At 72.3% G+C, this 17,930-nt stretch carries 18 protein-coding genes; 7 read left to right on the top strand and 11 right to left on the bottom strand.

The genetic code is table 11. The annotated features are described in order from the left end of the window. Nucleotides 1-17 precede the first annotated feature (17 nt). Nucleotides 18-935 carry a glycerophosphodiester phosphodiesterase family protein gene (locus IO39_RS10155; protein WP_043619608.1) on the bottom strand — a complete coding sequence of 306 codons (918 nt, stop codon included), beginning with the start codon at nt 933-935 and terminating at the stop codon, nt 18-20. Between the two features lie 109 nt (nt 936-1,044). Here IO39_RS10155 and IO39_RS10150 point away from each other — a divergent pair, with 109 nt between their 5' ends. After that, nucleotides 1,045-1,695 (top strand): GNAT family N-acetyltransferase, encoded by a 651-nt coding sequence (locus IO39_RS10150; protein WP_063765243.1) that lies wholly within the window; start codon nt 1,045-1,047, stop codon nt 1,693-1,695. A gap of 6 nt (nt 1,696-1,701) precedes the next feature. Here the strand turns inward: IO39_RS10150 and IO39_RS10145 are convergent, their stop codons facing one another. From IO39_RS10145 to IO39_RS10130, 4 genes are all read right to left on the bottom strand, one after another. After that, nucleotides 1,702-2,328 (bottom strand): restriction endonuclease subunit S, encoded by a 627-nt coding sequence (locus IO39_RS10145; RefSeq protein WP_052422689.1) that lies wholly within the window; start codon nt 2,326-2,328, stop codon nt 1,702-1,704. Next, a complete protein-coding gene (locus IO39_RS10140; RefSeq protein ID WP_084772629.1) occupies nt 2,313-3,950 on the bottom strand; it encodes an N-6 DNA methylase in 1,638 nt (545 codons plus the stop codon). Before IO39_RS10140 ends, IO39_RS10145 begins: the two co-directional genes overlap by 16 nt. Next, the gene (locus IO39_RS10135) at nt 3,947-4,591 is read right to left on the bottom strand and encodes a hypothetical protein (RefSeq protein WP_043619604.1); all 645 of its coding nucleotides are present in this window, start codon (nt 4,589-4,591) and stop codon (nt 3,947-3,949) included. The genes IO39_RS10140 and IO39_RS10135 overlap by 4 nt, the downstream gene beginning before the upstream one ends. 238 nt (nt 4,592-4,829) lie before the next feature. Continuing rightward, nucleotides 4,830-6,176, bottom strand: coding sequence for an FAD-binding oxidoreductase (locus tag IO39_RS10130; RefSeq protein WP_052422687.1), 1,347 nt, complete (start codon nt 6,174-6,176; stop codon nt 4,830-4,832). A 51-nt stretch (nt 6,177-6,227) separates the two neighbouring features. On the opposite strand from IO39_RS10130, the gene IO39_RS10125 reads away from it, so the two are divergent. Further along, on the top strand, nt 6,228-7,187 hold the full coding sequence (locus IO39_RS10125; protein WP_043619600.1) for a helix-turn-helix transcriptional regulator: 960 nt from the start codon (nt 6,228-6,230) through the stop codon (nt 7,185-7,187). A gap of 3 nt (nt 7,188-7,190) precedes the next feature. On the opposite strand, the gene IO39_RS10120 is transcribed toward IO39_RS10125, so the two are convergent. The 3 genes from IO39_RS10120 to fbaA form a co-directional block, all read right to left on the bottom strand. Next, a complete protein-coding gene (locus IO39_RS10120) occupies nt 7,191-8,474 on the bottom strand; it encodes an adenylosuccinate synthase (RefSeq protein WP_043619598.1) in 1,284 nt (427 codons plus the stop codon). Nucleotides 8,475-8,572: 98 nt separating this feature from the next. Continuing rightward, the gene (locus IO39_RS10115) at nt 8,573-8,983 is read right to left on the bottom strand and encodes a DUF3151 domain-containing protein (protein WP_157548136.1); all 411 of its coding nucleotides are present in this window, start codon (nt 8,981-8,983) and stop codon (nt 8,573-8,575) included. A gap of 34 nt (nt 8,984-9,017) precedes the next feature. Beyond that, a complete protein-coding gene (gene fbaA / locus IO39_RS10110) occupies nt 9,018-10,040 on the bottom strand; it encodes a class II fructose-bisphosphate aldolase (RefSeq protein ID WP_043619594.1) in 1,023 nt (340 codons plus the stop codon). Nucleotides 10,041-10,201: 161 nt separating this feature from the next. Here fbaA and IO39_RS56680 point away from each other — a divergent pair, with 161 nt between their 5' ends. Then, nucleotides 10,202-10,711 carry a hypothetical protein gene (locus tag IO39_RS56680; RefSeq protein WP_084772627.1) on the top strand — a complete coding sequence of 170 codons (510 nt, stop codon included), beginning with the start codon at nt 10,202-10,204 and terminating at the stop codon, nt 10,709-10,711. Between the two features lie 8 nt (nt 10,712-10,719). Here the strand turns inward: IO39_RS56680 and IO39_RS10100 are convergent, their stop codons facing one another. Together IO39_RS10100 and pyrE are read right to left on the bottom strand one after the other, a co-directional pair. Continuing rightward, complete coding sequence (locus IO39_RS10100; protein ID WP_043619592.1) at nt 10,720-11,190, bottom strand: hypothetical protein; 471 nt, start codon at nt 11,188-11,190, stop codon at nt 10,720-10,722. A gap of 85 nt (nt 11,191-11,275) precedes the next feature. Continuing rightward, nucleotides 11,276-11,809 (bottom strand): orotate phosphoribosyltransferase, encoded by a 534-nt coding sequence (gene pyrE, locus IO39_RS10095; RefSeq protein WP_043619590.1) that lies wholly within the window; start codon nt 11,807-11,809, stop codon nt 11,276-11,278. A 294-nt stretch (nt 11,810-12,103) separates the two neighbouring features. Between pyrE and IO39_RS50435 the strand changes: the two genes are divergently transcribed. Beyond that, nucleotides 12,104-14,419 carry a sigma-70 family RNA polymerase sigma factor gene (locus tag IO39_RS50435; protein WP_052422685.1) on the top strand — a complete coding sequence of 772 codons (2,316 nt, stop codon included), beginning with the start codon at nt 12,104-12,106 and terminating at the stop codon, nt 14,417-14,419. 186 nt (nt 14,420-14,605) lie between these two features. Further along, a complete protein-coding gene (locus IO39_RS10085) occupies nt 14,606-15,901 on the top strand; it encodes an NYN domain-containing protein (RefSeq protein WP_043619588.1) in 1,296 nt (431 codons plus the stop codon). Nucleotides 15,902-16,087: 186 nt separating this feature from the next. Here the strand turns inward: IO39_RS10085 and IO39_RS10080 are convergent, their stop codons facing one another. After that, nucleotides 16,088-16,720 carry a TetR/AcrR family transcriptional regulator gene (locus tag IO39_RS10080; protein ID WP_043619586.1) on the bottom strand — a complete coding sequence of 211 codons (633 nt, stop codon included), beginning with the start codon at nt 16,718-16,720 and terminating at the stop codon, nt 16,088-16,090. 75 nt (nt 16,721-16,795) lie between these two features. Between IO39_RS10080 and IO39_RS54265 the strand changes: the two genes are divergently transcribed. After that, entirely contained in the window at nt 16,796-16,969 is a 174-nt protein-coding gene (locus IO39_RS54265; RefSeq protein WP_157548134.1) for a hypothetical protein, read from the top strand. 175 nt (nt 16,970-17,144) lie between these two features. Then, entirely contained in the window at nt 17,145-17,843 is a 699-nt protein-coding gene (locus IO39_RS10075) for a DUF5701 family protein (RefSeq protein WP_043619584.1), read from the top strand. The last annotated feature ends 87 nt before the right edge of the window (nt 17,844-17,930 follow it).

Raw genomic sequence — 17,930 nt, 5'->3', positions numbered from 1 at the left:
CGATCGCCTGCCCCGTGTCACACGCCCACGGGGCGGAGCGGACGCACCGGCTCGGGCAGGGCGAGGCCCCGCTCCCGCCACACCTCGCGCATGCGGTCGGGGTAGTCGGTGACGATCCCGGCGACCCCCAGGTCGAGCATCCTGCCGGCCAGCGCGGGGTCGTTGACGGTCCAGACCGCCACGTCGAGCCCGGCGTCGGCGGCCCGCGCCATCAGCGTCTCGTCCACCATGACGTGCTCGGGCGAGAGCGTGGTGGCCCCGGCCGCGCGCGCCGCGGCGGGCACGTCGGCGTCGATGCCGGTGTCGACGCCGGCGTTCCAGTGCAGGGTGTCGAGCTCGATCAGCGCGAAGCGGCGGGTGCCGGGCGCGAGGGCGGCGGCGTGGGTGATGATCCGCCAGTCGAAGCTGAGGATGGCCGCGTTGCCGAGCCGGCCGTGCCGGTCGAGCTCCTCGACCACCAGCTCGGTGAACAGCTCGGGGTCGGCGCTCAGCTCCGGCCGCGTCGGGTCGGACTTCAGCTCGACGTGCAGGCGCACCCCCTCCGCCTCGTAGGCGTTGACCAGCCCCAGCACCGCGCCGAGCGTCGGCATGCGGGTCTCGGGCATGGGCACCTGCGTCAGCGCGAACGGGTCGTCGGGATGCCGGGGCAGCCGCACGCCCACGTCGAGCGTGCGCAGCTGGGCCAGGGTGAGCGAGTTGATCGGCTTGCCGACATAGGGGTAAAGGGGGTCGCCGGCGTGCACCGGACGCCTGTCGGCGCTGGTGACGGCCGAGACCGTGAGGTCGTGCGTGAGCACGAGGCGCCGGTCCGCGGTGAGCGCGACGTCGAGCTCGAGCGCGTGCACGCCCAGCTCCATCGTGCGGCTCATCCCGGGCAGGGTGTTTTCCGGCCAGAGGCCGCGAGCACCCCGGTGACCATGAATCTCAACGCGCACAACCGGGACCCTACCTGCCTCGGGGCACGTCACGGCAGTGCCACGCCGTGTCCTTTTTATCCTGCTACGCCCGGTCGCGGGGTTTCGGACAGACAATAAGCTGTTCTTTATGACGGAGGTCCTCAAAGGTGCCCATTCCCCCACAGTTCGGGCATGGGTCGAGGGGTGGGCCATCTCCCGCAGCGCCCCCGCCCCCGTGACCGACCGCTGGGGCCTCCGCGTGGACGTCGGCCTGCCCGGTCACGTGGCCAGGCACATCGTCGCCGCCCCGACGCCGGCGGCGGTGCGCGGCCTGACGTCCGCGATCACCGTACCGGGCACCTGGCTCAAGCTCTGCGCGCCCGTGCAGGCCGTGGCCCCGCTGCTGCCGCCGCGCTGGTCGGTCCAGGACCCCGAGTTCATGATGACCGCCCGGCTGGGCGGGGACGCGCCGCCGCCCCCGCCCGGCTACCACCTGGCCGTCACCACCAGGGCGGGCGTCACGGCCGCCCGCCTGCTGACGGGGGCGGGGGAGGTCGCGGCGCGCGGCCAGTTCGCGATCGCGGGCACGACCGCGGTGGTGGACCAGGTGGAGACGGCCGGCGGGCACCGCCGCCGCGGCCTGGGCACGACCGTCATGAGAACGATCGCCGCCACGGCCGCCGCCAGGGGCGCCCGCACGGGCGTCCTGGTGGCCACCGCCCAGGGCCAGGCCCTGTACGAGACCCTCGGCTGGACCCTCCACACCCCGATGACGGCAGCCGTGCTCACCTCCTCCTGAGAGGCTTCACCCCTCCTTGCCGGGGGCGATCACGGTTCCGGAGATCAGCAGCGGAAGGAGCGTGTCGCGAAGTGCGGTGGTCGTCTCCGCGATTCGCTCGTGTGCCTCGATCTTCTCGCTCAGGGTGTGAAGGGCATGGCCGATGGCCCGTTGCGCCTCCGGGGGAGGAAGCGCCACGGGCAAGGTGCCCAGGACGGTGGTGCTGATGCTGGGGATCGGGCTGCGCACGGAGTTGCGCGTCAGCCAGTCCAGGACCGCTGGATGGCTCAGATAGTGGTTGAGGTAGTGATGATCGACTTCCTCGCGCAGACGAACCCTGATCAACCCCGTGCCGCACACCCATCCGTGCTGTTCCCGGGTCATCAGCGCGTGTCTGCCGAGCCCGCCGGTTCGCACGCAGACGATGTCGCCCTCCACCAGCCGGTACCGGTCCAGCCTCCGCGCCTCGTCTTCGTCTATGAGATCGGGAGGACCGGCTATCCGGCCGCGGACGAGGTTCTTGGGCTTGGCCACCGCGACGGTTCCTTCCTCCGAGGTGGCCGGAGTGGCGGTGCCCGCGGTGAGCTCACCGATCTCGGCGAGACTCACCGCACGCCAGCCCTCGGGCAGGTCGCCGATCAGATGCTCGGCCATGTGAGCCCGCCCATCACCTGTTCCACGGCGACGTCCGCCTTCACCGCCCGCTCGTGCAACCGGCGCAGCTCGCGGCGCAACCTCGCGACGGCGTCCGGACCACCGCCTCGCACGGCTGTCGGCGCTCCGACGGCGTACTTGCCGGGATTGAGGTTGTAGTCATGCGCGCTGAGCTCCTCGGCCGTCATCACCGCAGTCGGGAGGGATCCATGGGCCGGAGTCACGCCGGCGCGCCAGTCGGCGAGCACGTCTCTGATCGCCGCGTGGTCCTCTTCCGTCAGCTCGCGCTGAGTGCGTTGTGACAGCCGGCCCAGCTCCGTCGCGTCCACGAAGAGGACCCCACGCCCTGACTGCTCGGACGGGCGCAGCAGCCAGATCGTGGCTCCGATCCCCGTCGAGTAGAAGAGCATCGGAGGCAACGCTATGAGCGCCTCGACGCAGGCGTTCTCCACCAGTCTTCGCCGGATCACGCTTTCCCGCCCCTCCCGGAAGGCCGCGCCAGGTGGCATGAGAACCGCGGCGCGGCCTCCCGGCGCGAGACGGCCGAGTGCGTACTGCAGCCACGCGAAGTCCGCGTTGTGGCGCGGCGGCGGCCCGAAGCGCCAATGCGGGCTCTGGGCCGGATCCTCCCTGGACCAGTCGCGCATGCTGAACGGGGGATTGGTGATGACGTAGGGATAGCGCTGAGCGGAAGGGCGGAAAGACCCGAGCACGTCCGTGCTCTGCTGGTCGAGCCGGGCTTCGGCGCCGTGCAGCGTCAGGTTCATCTGCGCCAGGGCCAGAGCTTCGGAGTTGAGCGCGTCTCCGTGGACGACGAACCCTTGGTCCGTACCCATCTCCCGCGCTCGCAGCACCGCCGTGAGCAGGATCTCGCCCGAGCCGCAGCACGGGTCATAGATCTGCGCGGGCGGCTCTGGTGCGAGCGCGTCCACGAGGGTCCGGGCCACGGAGCGGGGCGTGTAGAACTCCCCGCCTCTCCGGCCCTCCCTGGCGGCGAAGCGATCCAGCAAGAAGCGGAAGGCCTCGGCGCCGCCGAGAGTGCCGACGGCGAGATCGACCACGGTGAGGAGTTCGCCGGGAACGTCGGTCTCGACGTCGAGAAAGGCGGCAATCCGCATGGGCCCTGGGGCCATCGCCTGCAGCGAGTCCAGGACAAGGGGGATCGGCTTGCGGACATCCCTTTCCGCGATGGCCCGCCACGCGTCAGGGTGCCGTGCGCGCACGAAGACCAGACTGAGCACCAGATTGCGATAGCGGGCCACCTCCTGCGTGCCTCGTAGCAGGTGAAGCCGGTGCCACACCTCCTCTTCCACCTCAGGGAGAGGCCCGGGTGCGGGGGACGGCTCGGCGGGTGCCGCAGGCGGTTGGTCGGCGAGGTTCCCGAGGAACCTCTGGCCGAAGGTCGTGCCGGGAGGCTCGCCCGGCAGGAGCGCGTTCCGCGGGATCCTCCGCTGGCCGAGCCACGCCAGCACGGACTCGACGGGGAAGAGCTCCTCCCCTCCGAGGCGGTACGGCCGGGGGAAATCCTCATGACGGCGCTCCCAGTTGGTCACAGCCGGCCGTTTCACCCCGGTCAGGCGTGCGATGTCCGCCCTGGAGACCAGCCCCTGCGGCACGTTCATGATCTCGCCTGCTCCGGCCGGCGGGCCAGCACCTCCGGCACCCGGTCGAAGACCCGCAGCCAGGAGACGATCTCCGGCTCGATGTAGCCGAGCAGCAGGCAGATCTTGGCATGGTCGGCCGCCAGGTGCCGGTGATGGATGGGCTCGTGGTGCATGATGCGATTACGCAGCCGAAGCATGGCGTCCAGCTTGTCGCGCAGGGCCTCCCTTCTGCCCCGGTAGTGCGGGAATGCCGCGTGCAGCGCCGGGACCCACAGATGACGGTCGTACCGGCGGTTCAGGAGCGACACCCAGAAGCCGAACGACAACTCGGCGACCACGGCATCGGCGGAAGGGGAGCGAACGCCTTTCCGGCGTAGCTGCGACTCGGCCACGGTGATCTTGTCCGCGTCGTACGCGTCCAGAGGCGCCACCCGCCACCAGTCGTCCCGCCCGAACCGGGCGCGCAACCGGTCGTGCTCGGCGTTGCGCAGGCTGACCTCCAGCAGGTTCAGCGGCCCATAGAACGCCTGGGACACCTCGATGTTCCACTGATAGAGATTCCAGGCGATCAGATGGTCGCTCGGAAAGGCGCCGAGGTACGGAGCGAACCGGGGCACGGAGATCACGCGCTCGACCCAACGGGGCAGTTCGGTACGCACGACAGCGCCTCCAAGACCTGGCTGACATGCAGCGTTGCCCCGGGGTATGCTGAATTCGTACGCCCCGGGTCCGCCTCTGCGCAGCATGCCGCCCGGGGCACGGCTTTTCTCCGAGCCGTACGAATCCTCGCCTCTGAAGGCCCTCCGCTGTACCGCAAAGCTACAGGCGTGGACTCCAAGAGTGCAAGCGCATTGTGCTACAAGAAACTGTTAACCCCTTGTGGATGGCCTGCCGTGCTCACGCGCTGACGGGCGGCAGGTGATAGGTGATCCTGAAGGTGTCCTCGGGGTCGTAGGCCGTCTTGAGGGTGGTCAGGCGCTTCAGGGTGGCCGGCTCGTAGGCGCTGCGCACCTGCTCGGGCCCCGCGTCGGCCCCGTGGCCCATGAGGTTGACGAAGCGGCCCACGGTCCACGGGGCCAGGGCCCGCACCAGGCCGGCCCGCTCCGGGGCGTCGCCGGCGCCCGGGTTGAGCACGCCGATCAGGTACCGCGCGTCGCGGTGCCCGACGGCGTTCGGGTGGACCGGCGGCCGGGACAGCGCGCCGCCCAGGTGCCGCAGCTCGACGATGGCGGGGCCCGGCGTGACGAGGCCGGCCAGCGTCGTGATCGCGGCGTCGTCCAGCTCCCCGAGCAGCACGGAGTCGGAGGACCACGGCATGGGCGTGGGCGGGTCGTCGTGGATGGAGGCGCTCTCGGCGTAGGGCAGGTCGCGCAGCGAGTCGATCAGCGCGGGCCCGATCGCGCGCAGCGGCGCGACCAGCCGCTCGCCCTCCTCCGGCGAGCCGGTGAAGGCGATGCGCACGTGGAACAGGTGCCTGCCGCGCAACGCTTCGGGCACGTCCGGCACGTCGGGCATCGGGATCAGCGCCACGGAGGAGTTCATCGGCTCCGGCACGGTGGCCGTCCAGCGCAGGTAGGACTCCAGGAGGCCCGGGGTCCGGACGGCGTCGAAGTACAGCCCGCCGCCGTACAGCCTGGCCACCGGCACGAGGCCGAACTCCAGGCCGGTCACGATGCCGAAGTTGTCCCGGCCGCCGAGCAGCGCCCAGTACAGGTCGGGCTCGCTGTCCGGGGTGACGTGCCGCAGCCGGCCGTCGGCCGTCACCACCTCCATGGCGCGCACCCGGTCGGCGGCGTAGCCGTGGCTGCGGCCGAGCAGGGGCAGCCCGCCGCCGAGGGTGTAGCCGACGACCCCCACGTGCGGGGCCGAGCCGTTCAGCGGCGCCAGCCCGTACGGCGCCGCCGCCGCGACCACGTCCTGCCAGCGCGCCCCCGCCGCGACCCATGCCGTGCCCGCGTCCGGGTCCACCCGCACGCCCGTCATGCGCCGCGTGGAGACCAGCACCCCGCCCTCGGCCGGCACCGAGAACCCGTGCCCGGTGCTCTTCACCGCCACCGGCAGCCCCCGGGCGCCGGCGAACTCCACCGCCACCCGCACGTCCTCCGCCGCCACGGCGCAGACGATCACGTCGGGCCGGTGGCGTACGGCGAGGTTGAACCCCGCCCGTTCCTCGTCGAACCCCTCGTCGCCCGGTCGCAGCACCGGCCCCGCGACGGCCTTCAGCTCGTTGTCCATGTCGTTCATGGGCTGGAGTCTGGCCCCATAACGTGACAGCCGCCGTCATATATTGAGGCGGTGAAGTTCGACCGGCTGCTCTCCATCGTGCTGCTGCTCCAGCACCGCGACCTGGTCCCGGCCAGGGAGCTGGCCGAGCGGCTGGAGGTGTCGCCGCGCACGATCTACCGCGACGTCGAGGCGCTCTCGGCGGCGGGCGTGCCGGTCTACGCCGAGCGCGGCAAGCACGGCGGGGTGGGCCTGCTGGCCGGGTTCCGCACCGATGTAACCGGGCTGACCACCGACGAGGCCCGCGCGCTGTTCGTGCTGGCCTCGCGCAGCGCGCACTCGGCGCTGGGGCTGGACCGGGCGCTGTCGTCGGCGCTGCGCAAGGTGATGGCCGCGCTGCCCGCCCCGCACCGCCCGGCGGCCGAGCTGACCAGCCGCCGCATCCTCGTCGATCCCAGCCGCTGGCTGGCCGAGCCGCGCTCGGAGCCCCACCTGGAGAGCCTGCACACCGCCGTGCTCGCCGACCGCAGGCTGCGCATCCGCTACCGCCACAGCGGCGGGACGAAGGTCAACACCTACACCGTGGACCCGTACGGGCTGGTGGCCAAGGCCGGGGTCTGGTACCTGGTGGCCGACCACCGGGGCAGGCCGCGGCTGTTCCGCGTCGAGCGCATGTCCGGCGTCACCGTCACCGCCGCCGAGGCGCGCCGGCGCGAGGGCGTGGAGCTGGGCGAGGTCTGGGACACGCTGCGGCGTGGGGTGGAGGAGCGCAACGCGGAGGTCCGCGTGGGCGTGCGGGTGCGGCGCGGGCGGCTGGACATGATGACCCGCATCGCGGGCGGCTTCTTCACCGGGCCGCCCGTCGCCGCCGACGACGACCCGGACTGGGCCCGCGTCGAGCTGGCCTACCCGGTGCTCAGCGCGGTGCGCCACCTGCTGCAGTTCGGGCCGGACGTCGAGGTCATGACGCCGCCCGAGGCCCGCGCGGAGATGGCCAGGGCAGCCGCCGAGATCTCCGCGCGGTACTCATAGACGTCAGACCAGCGAGCGCACCACGATCGTCTGGTCGCGGCCCGGCCCGACGCCGATGGCCGAGATGGGCGCGCCGCTCATCTCCTCCAGCGTGCGCACGTACGCCTGCGCGTTCGGCGGCAGGTCGGCGAACGACTTGGCGCTGGTGATGTCCTCCTGCCAGCCGGGGAACTCCTCGTAGATCGGCGTGGCGTGGTGGAAGTCGGTCTGCGTCATGGGGATCTCGTCATGCCGCACGCCGTCCACGTCGTAGGCCACGCACACCGGGATGCGCTCCAGCCCCGACAGCACGTCGAGCTTGGTCAGGAAGTAGTCGGTGACGCCGTTGATCCGGGTGGCGTAGCGGGCGATCACCGCGTCGAACCAGCCGCAGCGGCGGTTGCGGCCGGTCGTGACGCCGTACTCGCCGCCGGTCTGGCGCAGCCAGTCGCCCATCTCGTCGGTCAGCTCCGTGGGGAACGGACCGGAGCCGACGCGGGTCGTGTACGCCTTCAGGATGCCGATGATCTTCGTCAGCCGGTTCGGCGGGATGCCCGCCCCCGCGCACGCGCCGCCGGCCGTCGGCGAGGACGACGTGACGAACGGGTAGGTGCCGTGGTCGATGTCGAGCAGCGTGCCCTGCCCGCCCTCCAGCAGCACGAACTTGCCGTCGTCGAGCGCCTTCGACAACACCAGCGAGGTGTCGGCGATGTGCGGCTTGAGCCGCTCGGCGTAGGCGAGGTATTCCTCCAGCACCGCGGCCGGGTCGATCCCGCGCCGGTTGTAGACCTTGGTCAGCACCTGGTTCTTCTCGGTCAGCGCGACCTCGATCTTCTTGGCCAGGATGCCGGGGTCGAGCAGGTCCTGGACCCGCACGCCCATGCGGTAGATCTTGTCACCGTACGCGGGACCGATGCCCCGCCCCGTCGTGCCGATCTTGGCCTTGCCCAGGTAACGTTCGGTCACCTTGTCCAGGGCCTTGTGGTGCGGCATGATCAGATGCGCGTTGGACGAGATCAGCAGCCGCTCCGCGGAGATGCCCCGCTCGGCCAAGCCGTCGATCTCGCTGAGCAGCACGCCCGGGTCGATCACCACGCCGTTTCCGATGACGGGCACCACCTCCGGCGAGAGGATCCCCGTGGGGAGCAGGTGGAGCGCGTACTTCTGATCACCGATGACCACGGTGTGTCCCGCGTTGTTGCCACCCTGATAGCGGACGACGTAGTCGACGTCGCCACCGAGCAGGTCGGTGGCCTTGCCCTTGCCCTCATCGCCCCACTGGGCACCAACGAGAACGGCAGCCGGCATGGTTCAGTCTCCCGAGCACAAAACGAAACCCCTGGCGCAAGCGCGACAGGGGCTCTTGCGTAGAGAGACTACCCGAACGTGTCTATTCGTCCCAAGGGCTAGCCCTTGGTCAGCGCGTCGTAACCACTCTCGGTGCTGTCCTTGAGGAACTGCGCGCACCGCTCGGCCTCGTCCTTCTCGCCGATCGCCTGGGCGGCCCTGGACAGGGCGTACAGGCAGCGCAGGAAGCCGCGGTTCGGCTCATGCTCCCACGGGATCGGCCCGTGCCCCTTCCATCCGTTGCGGCGCAGCTGGTCGAGGCCGCGGTGGTAGCCCGTGCGGGCGAAGGCATATGAGGTGACGGCGTGGCCCTGGGCGAAGTACTCCTCCGCGAGTGCGGCCCAGGCCCCCGGGTAGGCGGGGAAACGGGCGGCCACGTCGGAGGCCTTGGCACCCGACTCCAGCGCCTCCCTGGCCTCGGGCAGGTCCGGCAGGTGCGTCGGGGGCGGCCCGGCGAGAAGGTTATCCATAGGACAAGTCATACCCGCCGAGCCGCCGACGTGGCTAGGAGAGCTTCGTCCCAGCGCTCTTGAGGCTCTGGCACGCCTCCACCACGCGGGCCGCCATGCCCGCCTCGGCGGCCTTGCCGTAGGAGCGGGGGTCGTAGGTCTTCTTGTTGCCGACGTCGCCGTCGACCTTGAGCACGCCGTCGTAGTTGCGGAACATGTGGTCGGCGATCGGGCGGGTGAAGGCGTACTGGGTGTCGGTGTCGACGTTCATCTTGACGACGCCGTAGGAGATGGCCTCGTGGATCTCCTCCAGCAGCGATCCGGAGCCGCCGTGGAAGACCAGGTCGAACGGCTTGTCCTGGCCGTATTTCGCGCCCACCGCGTCCTGGATCTCCTTCAGCACGCTCGGCCGCAGCTTGACGTGGCCCGGCTTGTAGACGCCGTGCACGTTGCCGAACGTGGCGGCCAGCATGTAGCGGCCCTTGTCGCCGACGCCCACGGCCTCGGCGGTGGCCAGCGCGTCCTCGGCCGTCGTGTAGAGCTTCTCGTTGATCTCGCCGACGACGCCGTCCTCCTCGCCGCCGACGACGCCGATCTCCATCTCCATGATGATCCGCGCCTTGGCGCACTTCTCCAGGAGCTCCTTGGCGATCTCCAGGTTCTCCTCCAGCGGCACGGCCGAGCCGTCCCACATGTGGGACTGGAAGAGGGGGTCGAGGCCCTTGGAGACGCGTTCCAGGGAGATGTCGATCAGCGGCCGCATGAAGCCGTCGAGCTTGTCCTTCGGGCAGTGGTCGGTGTGCAGCGCCACCGTGACGGGATATTTGGCGGCCACCACCCTCGCGTACTCCGCCAGGGCCGTCGCGCCGGTGACCATGTCCTTGACCGTGGTCCCCGAGAGGAACTCCGCGCCGCCCGTCGAGACCTGCACGATGCCGTCGCTCTCGGCCTCGGCGAAGCCGCGCAGGGCGGCGTTCAACGTCTGGGAGGAGGTCACGTTGATCGCCGGATAGGCGAACCCCCCGGCCTTGGCCCGGTCGAGCATCTCAGCGTAGATCTCTGGAGTCGCAATAGGCATGATTCATCTCCCTGAGAAGTTGCGGCTGCGCGCCAGGGCCCAGTATCCCGGCTCCCTACCCGCTGGGGTAGAGACAACGCGTGGTTGTTGCCCGTGTCCTCGCCGGGGCGCGGCGGGGGAGTTCACCGTGACGAGGATCACCTCGGGGTACGCTGCCCCCTGTGGGACGCCACAGCTCGGATCCGATGGGCCTGGCCCGATTAGCGCTCGCCGCCCTGGCGGTGGGCGCCGTCGTGACGCTGCTGGTGATCGGCGGTCGCGCGCTGCTCGGCCTGCTCGACGCGCCACCGGAGCGCGAGCCGGCCGCCGCCACCGGGACGGCCACAGAGCCGACAGGAGGGCCGACAGGAGGGCCGGCAGGAGGGCCGACAGGAGGGCCGACAGGAGGGCCGGCGGGAGAGCCGACGGGTGGGGAGGCCACCGCGCAGGCGCCCACCGTCGGCATCGAATGCCTCGCCGAGACCTGTCCCCTCGTCACGGTGCGCGTGCCCGGCGGCGACGTGCTGCAGCACAGGGAGATGAGCAGGGGCGAGGAGGTCCGCTATTTCGAGCCCGAGCTCGACGTCGTGCTGACCGACGCGGGCACGGTGCGCGTCACGGTCAACGGCGAGCCGCGGGCCCAGGGCGCGGACGGCGCCCGTGAGGCCTTCACCGTCCGCGGCCCCGGCTAGCCGGGGGTTCAGCTGCAGTTGCCCCAGTAGGAGCGCTTGGCCGAGGCGAGCGTGTAGTCGAGTCGCGTGTCGGCGGTGTAGCCCTCGTACTTCACGCACCGGTCGTTGCCGTTGCCGACGGCGGCGGCGAAGTACTTGTACTTCTTGGACGTGAGCCGGCTCGGGTCACGGTAGGTGCCGCGCCCCTCGACCGTCAGGACCGCCTGCGTGTACGTGGGCGTGCCGGCGAAAGCCGTCTTGATCACCGCCACGCAGTTCTTCTTCAGGCGGCCGTTCCACATGAGGTAGACGTGACCCCACGTCGACCCGCCCGATTTGACCGCCCGGTGGCCGTCCTGCGAGCGGGTCCAGCCGCCGCTTCCCGACTCCTTGGAACAGGCGGTCTCCGGGGAGTACGCCCCGGCGAACGCCGCGGTGGGATGAACGAGGACCGTACCGGCGATCGCCATGGTGGCCAGGGCCACTGCCTTCTTGCGCACGTCATGTCCTTTCCTTTGACGTCAAGGCAGGGCCGGATCTTAGTGACACCGCACGTAAAGATCCACTCCGTTTCCGGCGCCGGCGCTAGAGGCCCAGGTCCCCCAGCGTGTACGCCGTGCGGTAGTCGAGCCCCTCGCCCTCGACGCGCTCCCTGGCCCCCCGGTCCACGATCGTCGCCACGGCCACCACCTCGGCCCCCGCCTCGCGCAGCGCCTCCACGGCCGTCAGCGGCGAGGAGCCGGTGGTGGAGGTGTCCTCGACGACCAGCACCCGCCGCCCCTTCACCTCGGGCCCCTCGATGCGGCGCTGCAGGCCGTGGGCCTTCTGCGCCTTGCGCACCACGCACGCGTCAAGCCTGCGCCCGCGGGAGGCCGCGACGTGCAGCATCGCCAGCGCCACCGGGTCGGCCCCCATCGTGAGCCCGCCCACCACCTCGTAGTCGAGGTCGGCCGTCAGATCGAGCATCACGCCGCCGACGAGCGGCGCGGCCACCGAGTCGAGCGTGATGCGCCGCAGGTCGAGGTAGAAGTCGGCCTCCTGGCCGGAGGAGAGGGTGACCTTGCCGTGCACGATGGCCTTGTTCCTGATCTCGGCCAGCAGGTTGTCGCGATCCGTCATGCGCCCAAGCTTATGGCTCCGGGCCCAGCGCCCTCACGAGCGCCGGCGCCTGGCCGTACGAGCGGGGCGGGGGGCGTACCCGGACGCGGGGGCGGCCGCCACCAGGCGGCTCCCGCCGGCCCGCGCCGCGCTCCGTCGGATCGGCCCGTGGATGAACGCTCCATCGGATCGGCCCGTGGATAAAGACGCGGGCGCGGTTTAGCCATGACGGGGAATGCGGAATGATTGCGCGGGGCAACCCCGCGTAATCGTGAGGTCACTATGGGTGTCGAATCGCCGCGAAGCGATGCAGATTTGCTGAAGGCGGCCAGAGAAGGCAACGCCGCCGCCTACGGGGAGCTCTACGAGCGCCACGTCGCCGCGTCCCGTGCGCTCGCCCGGCAGCTCGTCAGGGGCGCGGAGGCCGACGACGTCGTCGCCGAGTCGTTCACGAAGATCCTCGACCTCGTGGGCAGGGGCGGCGGGCCCGACTCCGGCTTCCGCACCTACCTGCTCACGGTGGTGCGGCGCACGGTCTACGACCGCTCCAGGGTCGAGAGCCGGCAGGTGAGCACGGGCGAGATCGAGGACTACGACCCCGCGGTGCCCTTCGTCGACCCCGCCCTCGTCGGGCTGGAGAAGTCGCTGATCGCCCGGGCCTACCTGTCGCTGCCCGAGCGCTGGCGGGCGGTCCTGTGGCACACCGAGGTCGAGCGGGCCAGGCCGGCCGAGGTCGCGCCGCTGCTCGGGCTGTCGGCCAACGGCGTGGCCGCGCTGGCCTACCGGGCCAGGGAGGGGCTGCGGCAGGCATACCTGCAGATGCACCTGGGCACGCCGCCGCAGCACGAGTGCCGGCCGGTGCTGGGCAAGATGGGCGCCTACGTGCGCGGCGGGCTGCCCCGGCGCGACTCCAGGGTCGTGGACGAGCACGTCAGCGCCTGCGAGGAGTGCCACGGGGTGCTGCTGGAGCTGACCGACGTCAACCGCGGGCTGCGCGTCATGGTCGGGCCGCTGATCGCCGGGCCGCTGTTCGGCGGCTACGCGGCGGCGCTGGCCAAGGCGGGCGCCGGCGGCATGGGGGCGGGTGGGGTGCTGCGGGCGTTCGGCGGGCTGCGGCGGGTGCCCCGGCAGCAGGCGGCGGTGATGGGCGGCTCGGCCGTGGTGGTGGCGGCGGCCGTGGTGGCCGGTTTCCTGCTGGTCGCCGACGACGAGCCGGTCAAGAGGCGGCCCGTGACCACGACGTCGGCCGCGCTGCCGCCCGCCTCGGTCGCGCCCGTGCCGGCGCCCGTGGCCGGGCCGAGCCGGGTTCCGGCGCGGGTGCCCGCGCCGGTCCGCAAGGACAGACCGGGCCGGGCGCGGCTGCGGGCCACAATCGACGCGCTCGGCGCCCTCGTACGCGCCCAGCCCGGCATCGTCGGCGTCCGCCTGCACAACGACGGGGAGAGCTCCAGCGAGGAGCTGGCCGCGCACGTGGACCTGCCGCCCGGCGTGACGCTGGTCCCCCCGGCCGCGCGCGGCCACGGCGTCGCGCTGCTCGACCCGGTCGGCACGGTCGACGGCTGGGCCTGCCGCCCGGCGGAGGGCGGCGCCCGGTGCGCCAGGCGGCCGTTGCCGGCCGGGCAGGGCACGGCGGTGTTCCTGCGGGTGCACGTGGCCGACGAGGCCCCGCAGGGGGCCGGGCCGGCCGTGCGGATCGCCGCGGGTCCGCTGCGGGTGCGGGCGCGGGCCGAGGCGGGGGTGCGCTCGACGGGCGCGCCCGCCAGGTTCGCCACCGACGGGAAGGTGGCGGTCAGGGCGATCGGCAACGCGCTGCTGAGCTGCCCGCGCGAGCGGGCGAGCTGCGCGGAGGCCGGGCGGCGCCAGGGCGACCAGCGCGACAACGACCTGTGGCCGATGACCGCGCTCGACCAGGACGACCGCCCCGACACCGCCTCCTCCAGCGGGGCGGGGCTCTCCCTGCCGAAGGGCGGCGAGGTCGTGTGGGCCGGGCTCTACTGGTCGGCGGCGGGCGAGGAGGCCGGGCCGATCAGGATCAGGCCGCCGGGCCGGCGCAGATACCTGACGGTGAGCCCCACCGAGGTGTCGGTGCGCGAGCTGCCGCACGGCCCGGCCTACCAGGCGTTCGCCGACGTGAGCGAGCTGGCCGGCGACGTGCGCGCGAACGGCACCTGGTGGGCGGCCGACGCCCCGATGAAGGAGGGGGTCTCCCGGCACGCCGGGTGGAGCCTGGTGGTGATCGTCACCGATCCGGCCGAGCCCTACAGCCAGGCCGTGGTGCTCGACACGGCGACCGTGGTCGGCGGCCCGGCGCGGCGGGCGCGCATCCCGCTGGGCGGGCTGAGCCCGGCCGCCGCGCCCGCCAGGGTCGAGCTGGTGACCTGGGAGGGCGACGCCGACCTCCGGGGCGACCGGGTCTCGCTGGGCTCCGGCGCGCTCGTGCCCGGCGGCGGCGACCGCGACCGCTCCAACGTCTTCGACGGCTCGGCCAACGGCGCGGCGGAGATGACGTTCGGGACCGACGTCGACACCGTCAGCGCCGAGCTGGGGGTCGATCCCGCGCTGACGATCGCCACCGACAAGGACGTGGTCCTGTTCGGGGTGGCCGCTCTGAGCGTGCGGGCGCGATCGTGACCACGAACGGGACAAACTGGTACGGTCTGCGCTATTGGTCCGGGCGGACGGCGAGCGAGGGCCGAATCGTCGGGATTAACCCTCGCGCGATCACCTGCTTTCATTACCCTGAGAGAGGGCCGCCGAGTCCGGTCTCTGACGGTGCAGAGCCAGCAAGGTCGGACCACCAGGAAAGGGGCGGTGTCAGTGGATCGCTGCGCGCTGTTCGTGGACGCCGGCTATCTGCTGGCTGACGGAGCGATGGCCGTGCACGGCACGCGTCATCGCGAGGCGGTCTCCTGGGACTACCCGGGGCTGCTGCAGCTCATGACCGGCCTGGCGCGCGAGCGCACGGGCCTGCCGCTGTTGCGGTGCTACTGGTACGAAGCGACGGTCGAGGGCCGCCGCACCCCCGAGCACGACGCGCTGGCCGACATCCCCGGCCTCAAGCTCAGGCTCTCCCGCATCAGGCCGGGCCGGCGCGAGGGCGTCGACGCCCAGGTGCACCGCGACCTGATGACGCTGGCGCGCAACAACGCCATCTGCGACGCCGTGGTGGTCAGCGGCGACGAGGACCTGGCCCAGGTCGTGTGCGACGCGCAGGACCTCGGCATCAGGGTGAGCGTCATCCACATCGCGGCCGAGGGCGGCTGGGCCGTCTCGCGGTCGTTGCGGCAGGAGTGCGACGACCTGGTGGAGCTGGGGGCGGTCCACCTGCGGCCCTACGTCAGCGTGGTGTCGGGCGTCAACGAGTCCTCCAACGGGCACCACCAGCCGATCAGCAACGGGCAGGCCGCCCACTCGCTGCCGGCCGCGCAGCCGCCGTCCCTGCCGCCCACCTCGCCCCCCGCCTCGCCGCCGGCCTCACTGCCCTCCTCGCTGCCGCAGGCGTCCGGGGGCAGCCACGCGGCGCCCTCCTCCGGCGGCCAGCCGTCGGGCGGCGGGTCCTCGGTCAACGGGCCCTCGCTCAACGGGCCTTCCCTGAACGGGCCCTCTGCCAACGGGTCCGGGCGTGGTCAGCAGGGCACGCCGCCGGCGCTGCCCACGTACACTGGTTACCAGCAGGAGCAGCCGCCGGCCCAGCCGCCGCCCGCCGCTCCGGTCACCGGGCCGATCCAGGCGCAGTCGCAGCCGTCCAGCCCCACGACCGGCCAGTTCTCCGCGCCGTCGAGCGGCGCCTACCAGCCCTCCCAGCTCGGCCCCTACACCGGCCCGCAGCCCGCCCCCGTCACGCCGCCCGCCGCCACGGCCGGGGCCACCACGCTGGCCGACGCCGTCAAGGCCGCCCACCGCGAGGGGCACGACTTCGGCGAGTCGGTGGCGAGAGACGCGCCGGCCCTGTGGCTGGAGGCGGTGCTGGCGCGCAAGCCGCGCATGCCGTCCGACCTGGAGGCGCGGCTGCTGCAGGGCTCGTCGCTGCCGATCGACTTCCTGCTGCACGACGAGGTGCGCCACGCGCTGCGCCGCGGCTTCTGGGACGCCCTCGAACGCGCCCGCCACTGACCCGCGGCCCCGCGGTCGGCGCCCTCCGCGAACGCCGCCCGCCACTGACCCGCGGCCCGCGATCGCGCCCGCCGCGAACGCCGCCCGCCACTGACCTGCGGCCCCGCGATCGCGCCCGCCGCGAACGTCGCTCCGCCACTGACCCCATCCCACGGACGCGCCGGTGAAACGCGCGGGCCGTGGGGATCAGCGCACCGCGTAGGTCGCGAAGGACGGCTCCATGAGGTCGAACGCCTCGCGGGCCGACTCGGTCACGAGCTCGGTGATCCGGGCGTTGTCCAGCCCGGCCAGCGTGAGCTCCATGATCCGGCCGAGCAGCACCCGGTAGGGGGCGGCGAGCTGGGCCGCCGCCACCTGGGGCACGAGCCCCCGATCGCCCGTCTCGGCGGCCAGCACCCGGGCCAGGGCCTCCTCCCGCTGCTCCAGCAGCTCGCGCAGGCGCGCCACCAGCGTCGGCGACTCCACGATCATCCGCCCGAACCCGTCACGGGTGAACCCGAGCATGGGGTCCTGCCGCCCGGCCGCCTCCATGAAGGCGCTCCTCAGCGCGGCGAGCGCGGACTCGCCCGGCGGCCGGCGGGCCACGATCTCGGCCAGCGCGGCCACGAACTGCTCGTGGTGGTCGAAGGCGAGGTCCTCCTTGCGGGGGAAGTAGTTGGTGACCGTCTTCTTGGCCACCCGCGCGGCCGCCGCGATCTCGGCGATCGTCGTCTCCTCGAAGCCCCGCTCGATGAACAGGCGGGTGGCCTGGTCGGAGATCTCCTGGCGGGTCTCCCGTTTCTTCAGCTCCCGCAGGCCGAAGATTTTTGTGTCGGTCATAAATTTCCTCTTGACGTCTCACTGATCCGGTCATAATCTTACTACCGTCATAAGTTTTGCACGGGAAAGGTGCACATGCGAGAGCCGATCCAGATCAAGCTGCCCGCCTCCCTCACCGCCGCCACCGTCCGGGTCCACCGACCGGCGGTGCGGCGGCGCACCGCCGTACCGGCTCGCGAGCTGAAGCCGGCGGCGCGGCAGCACGCCGCGCACGCTCGCGGCGCCGTCCCCCGCCGCGCCGCGTACTGACCCCGGGGCCCGTCCCCCGCCCGGGAGCCGGACCGACCCGAAGCCCGTCCCGCTTCCCGCATCGGGAGCCGGGCCGGTCTCGATGCCCTATCGCCGCACGTCTCAGGGAGCTGAACTGACCTCCACCCGCACCACCGCCGTCCGCCGCTCGTCCGCTCTCACCCGGGAGGTCCCCTTGGCCCGCACCCCAGGCACCGATCAGGCCGGACCCGCGACCGGTCAGGCCCCCTTCGAGCCGGGCGCCGAGTTCGACCGGCAGGTCCGCACCCTGGCCGGCCTCGGCTACCCGGCCATGGCCGGGCTCGATCCGGCGGGGTTCGAGGCGATGCTCGCCCCGCTGCGGGAGCTCGCCGTCCGCCACGGGGACACGGCCTGCGATCCGGCGGGCGGCCGGGCGCCGTTCCTGCTGGTGGTCACCCGCCAGGTCGCGCCGATCGAGCAGACCATGCCGGCGACCACGCTGCACGGCGGGCGCAAGCCCGGGTTCGTCGATCGTTCCTTCGAGCCCGGCGCCCTTGAGCGGTTCGTCGCCACCCCCGCCACCGCGCTTCCCGACCCGCGCGCCTACCTGCTGTTCGAGGTGGAGCGCGGCGAGGAGTTCTGCGGCGCGATCCCCAACGACGCCATGAGCACCATCACCGAAAGAGGGCGCGCGCTGCTCACGATCGAGGAGGGGATCGCGCTGGTCACGCAGTTCCCGCAGATCCTGGTGAAGAACAAGTGCTTCTCGCTGGGCGGCTCCCGCTGCGGCGACCGCCGCGTGCCGGCCCTCTGGATCAGCCAGGGCGCGCCCAAGCTCGGCTGGTGCTGGGAGGGCAACCCCCATACCTGGCTCGGCATGGCCTCGGCCGCCACCCGCCGCGCCACGACCTGACCGCCCCCGGCGGCGACGAGCGCCCGCGGCAGTCCGGCGCGCGAGCGGGCACCCAGGGCGGCCCGGCGCGCGAGCGGGCACCCAGGG

The sequence above is a fragment of the Nonomuraea candida genome, from assembly GCF_000725485.1.
GTDB lineage: Bacteria > Actinomycetota > Actinomycetes > Streptosporangiales > Streptosporangiaceae > Nonomuraea > Nonomuraea candida.
This window is presented reverse-complemented; position numbering and strand designations above follow the sequence as displayed.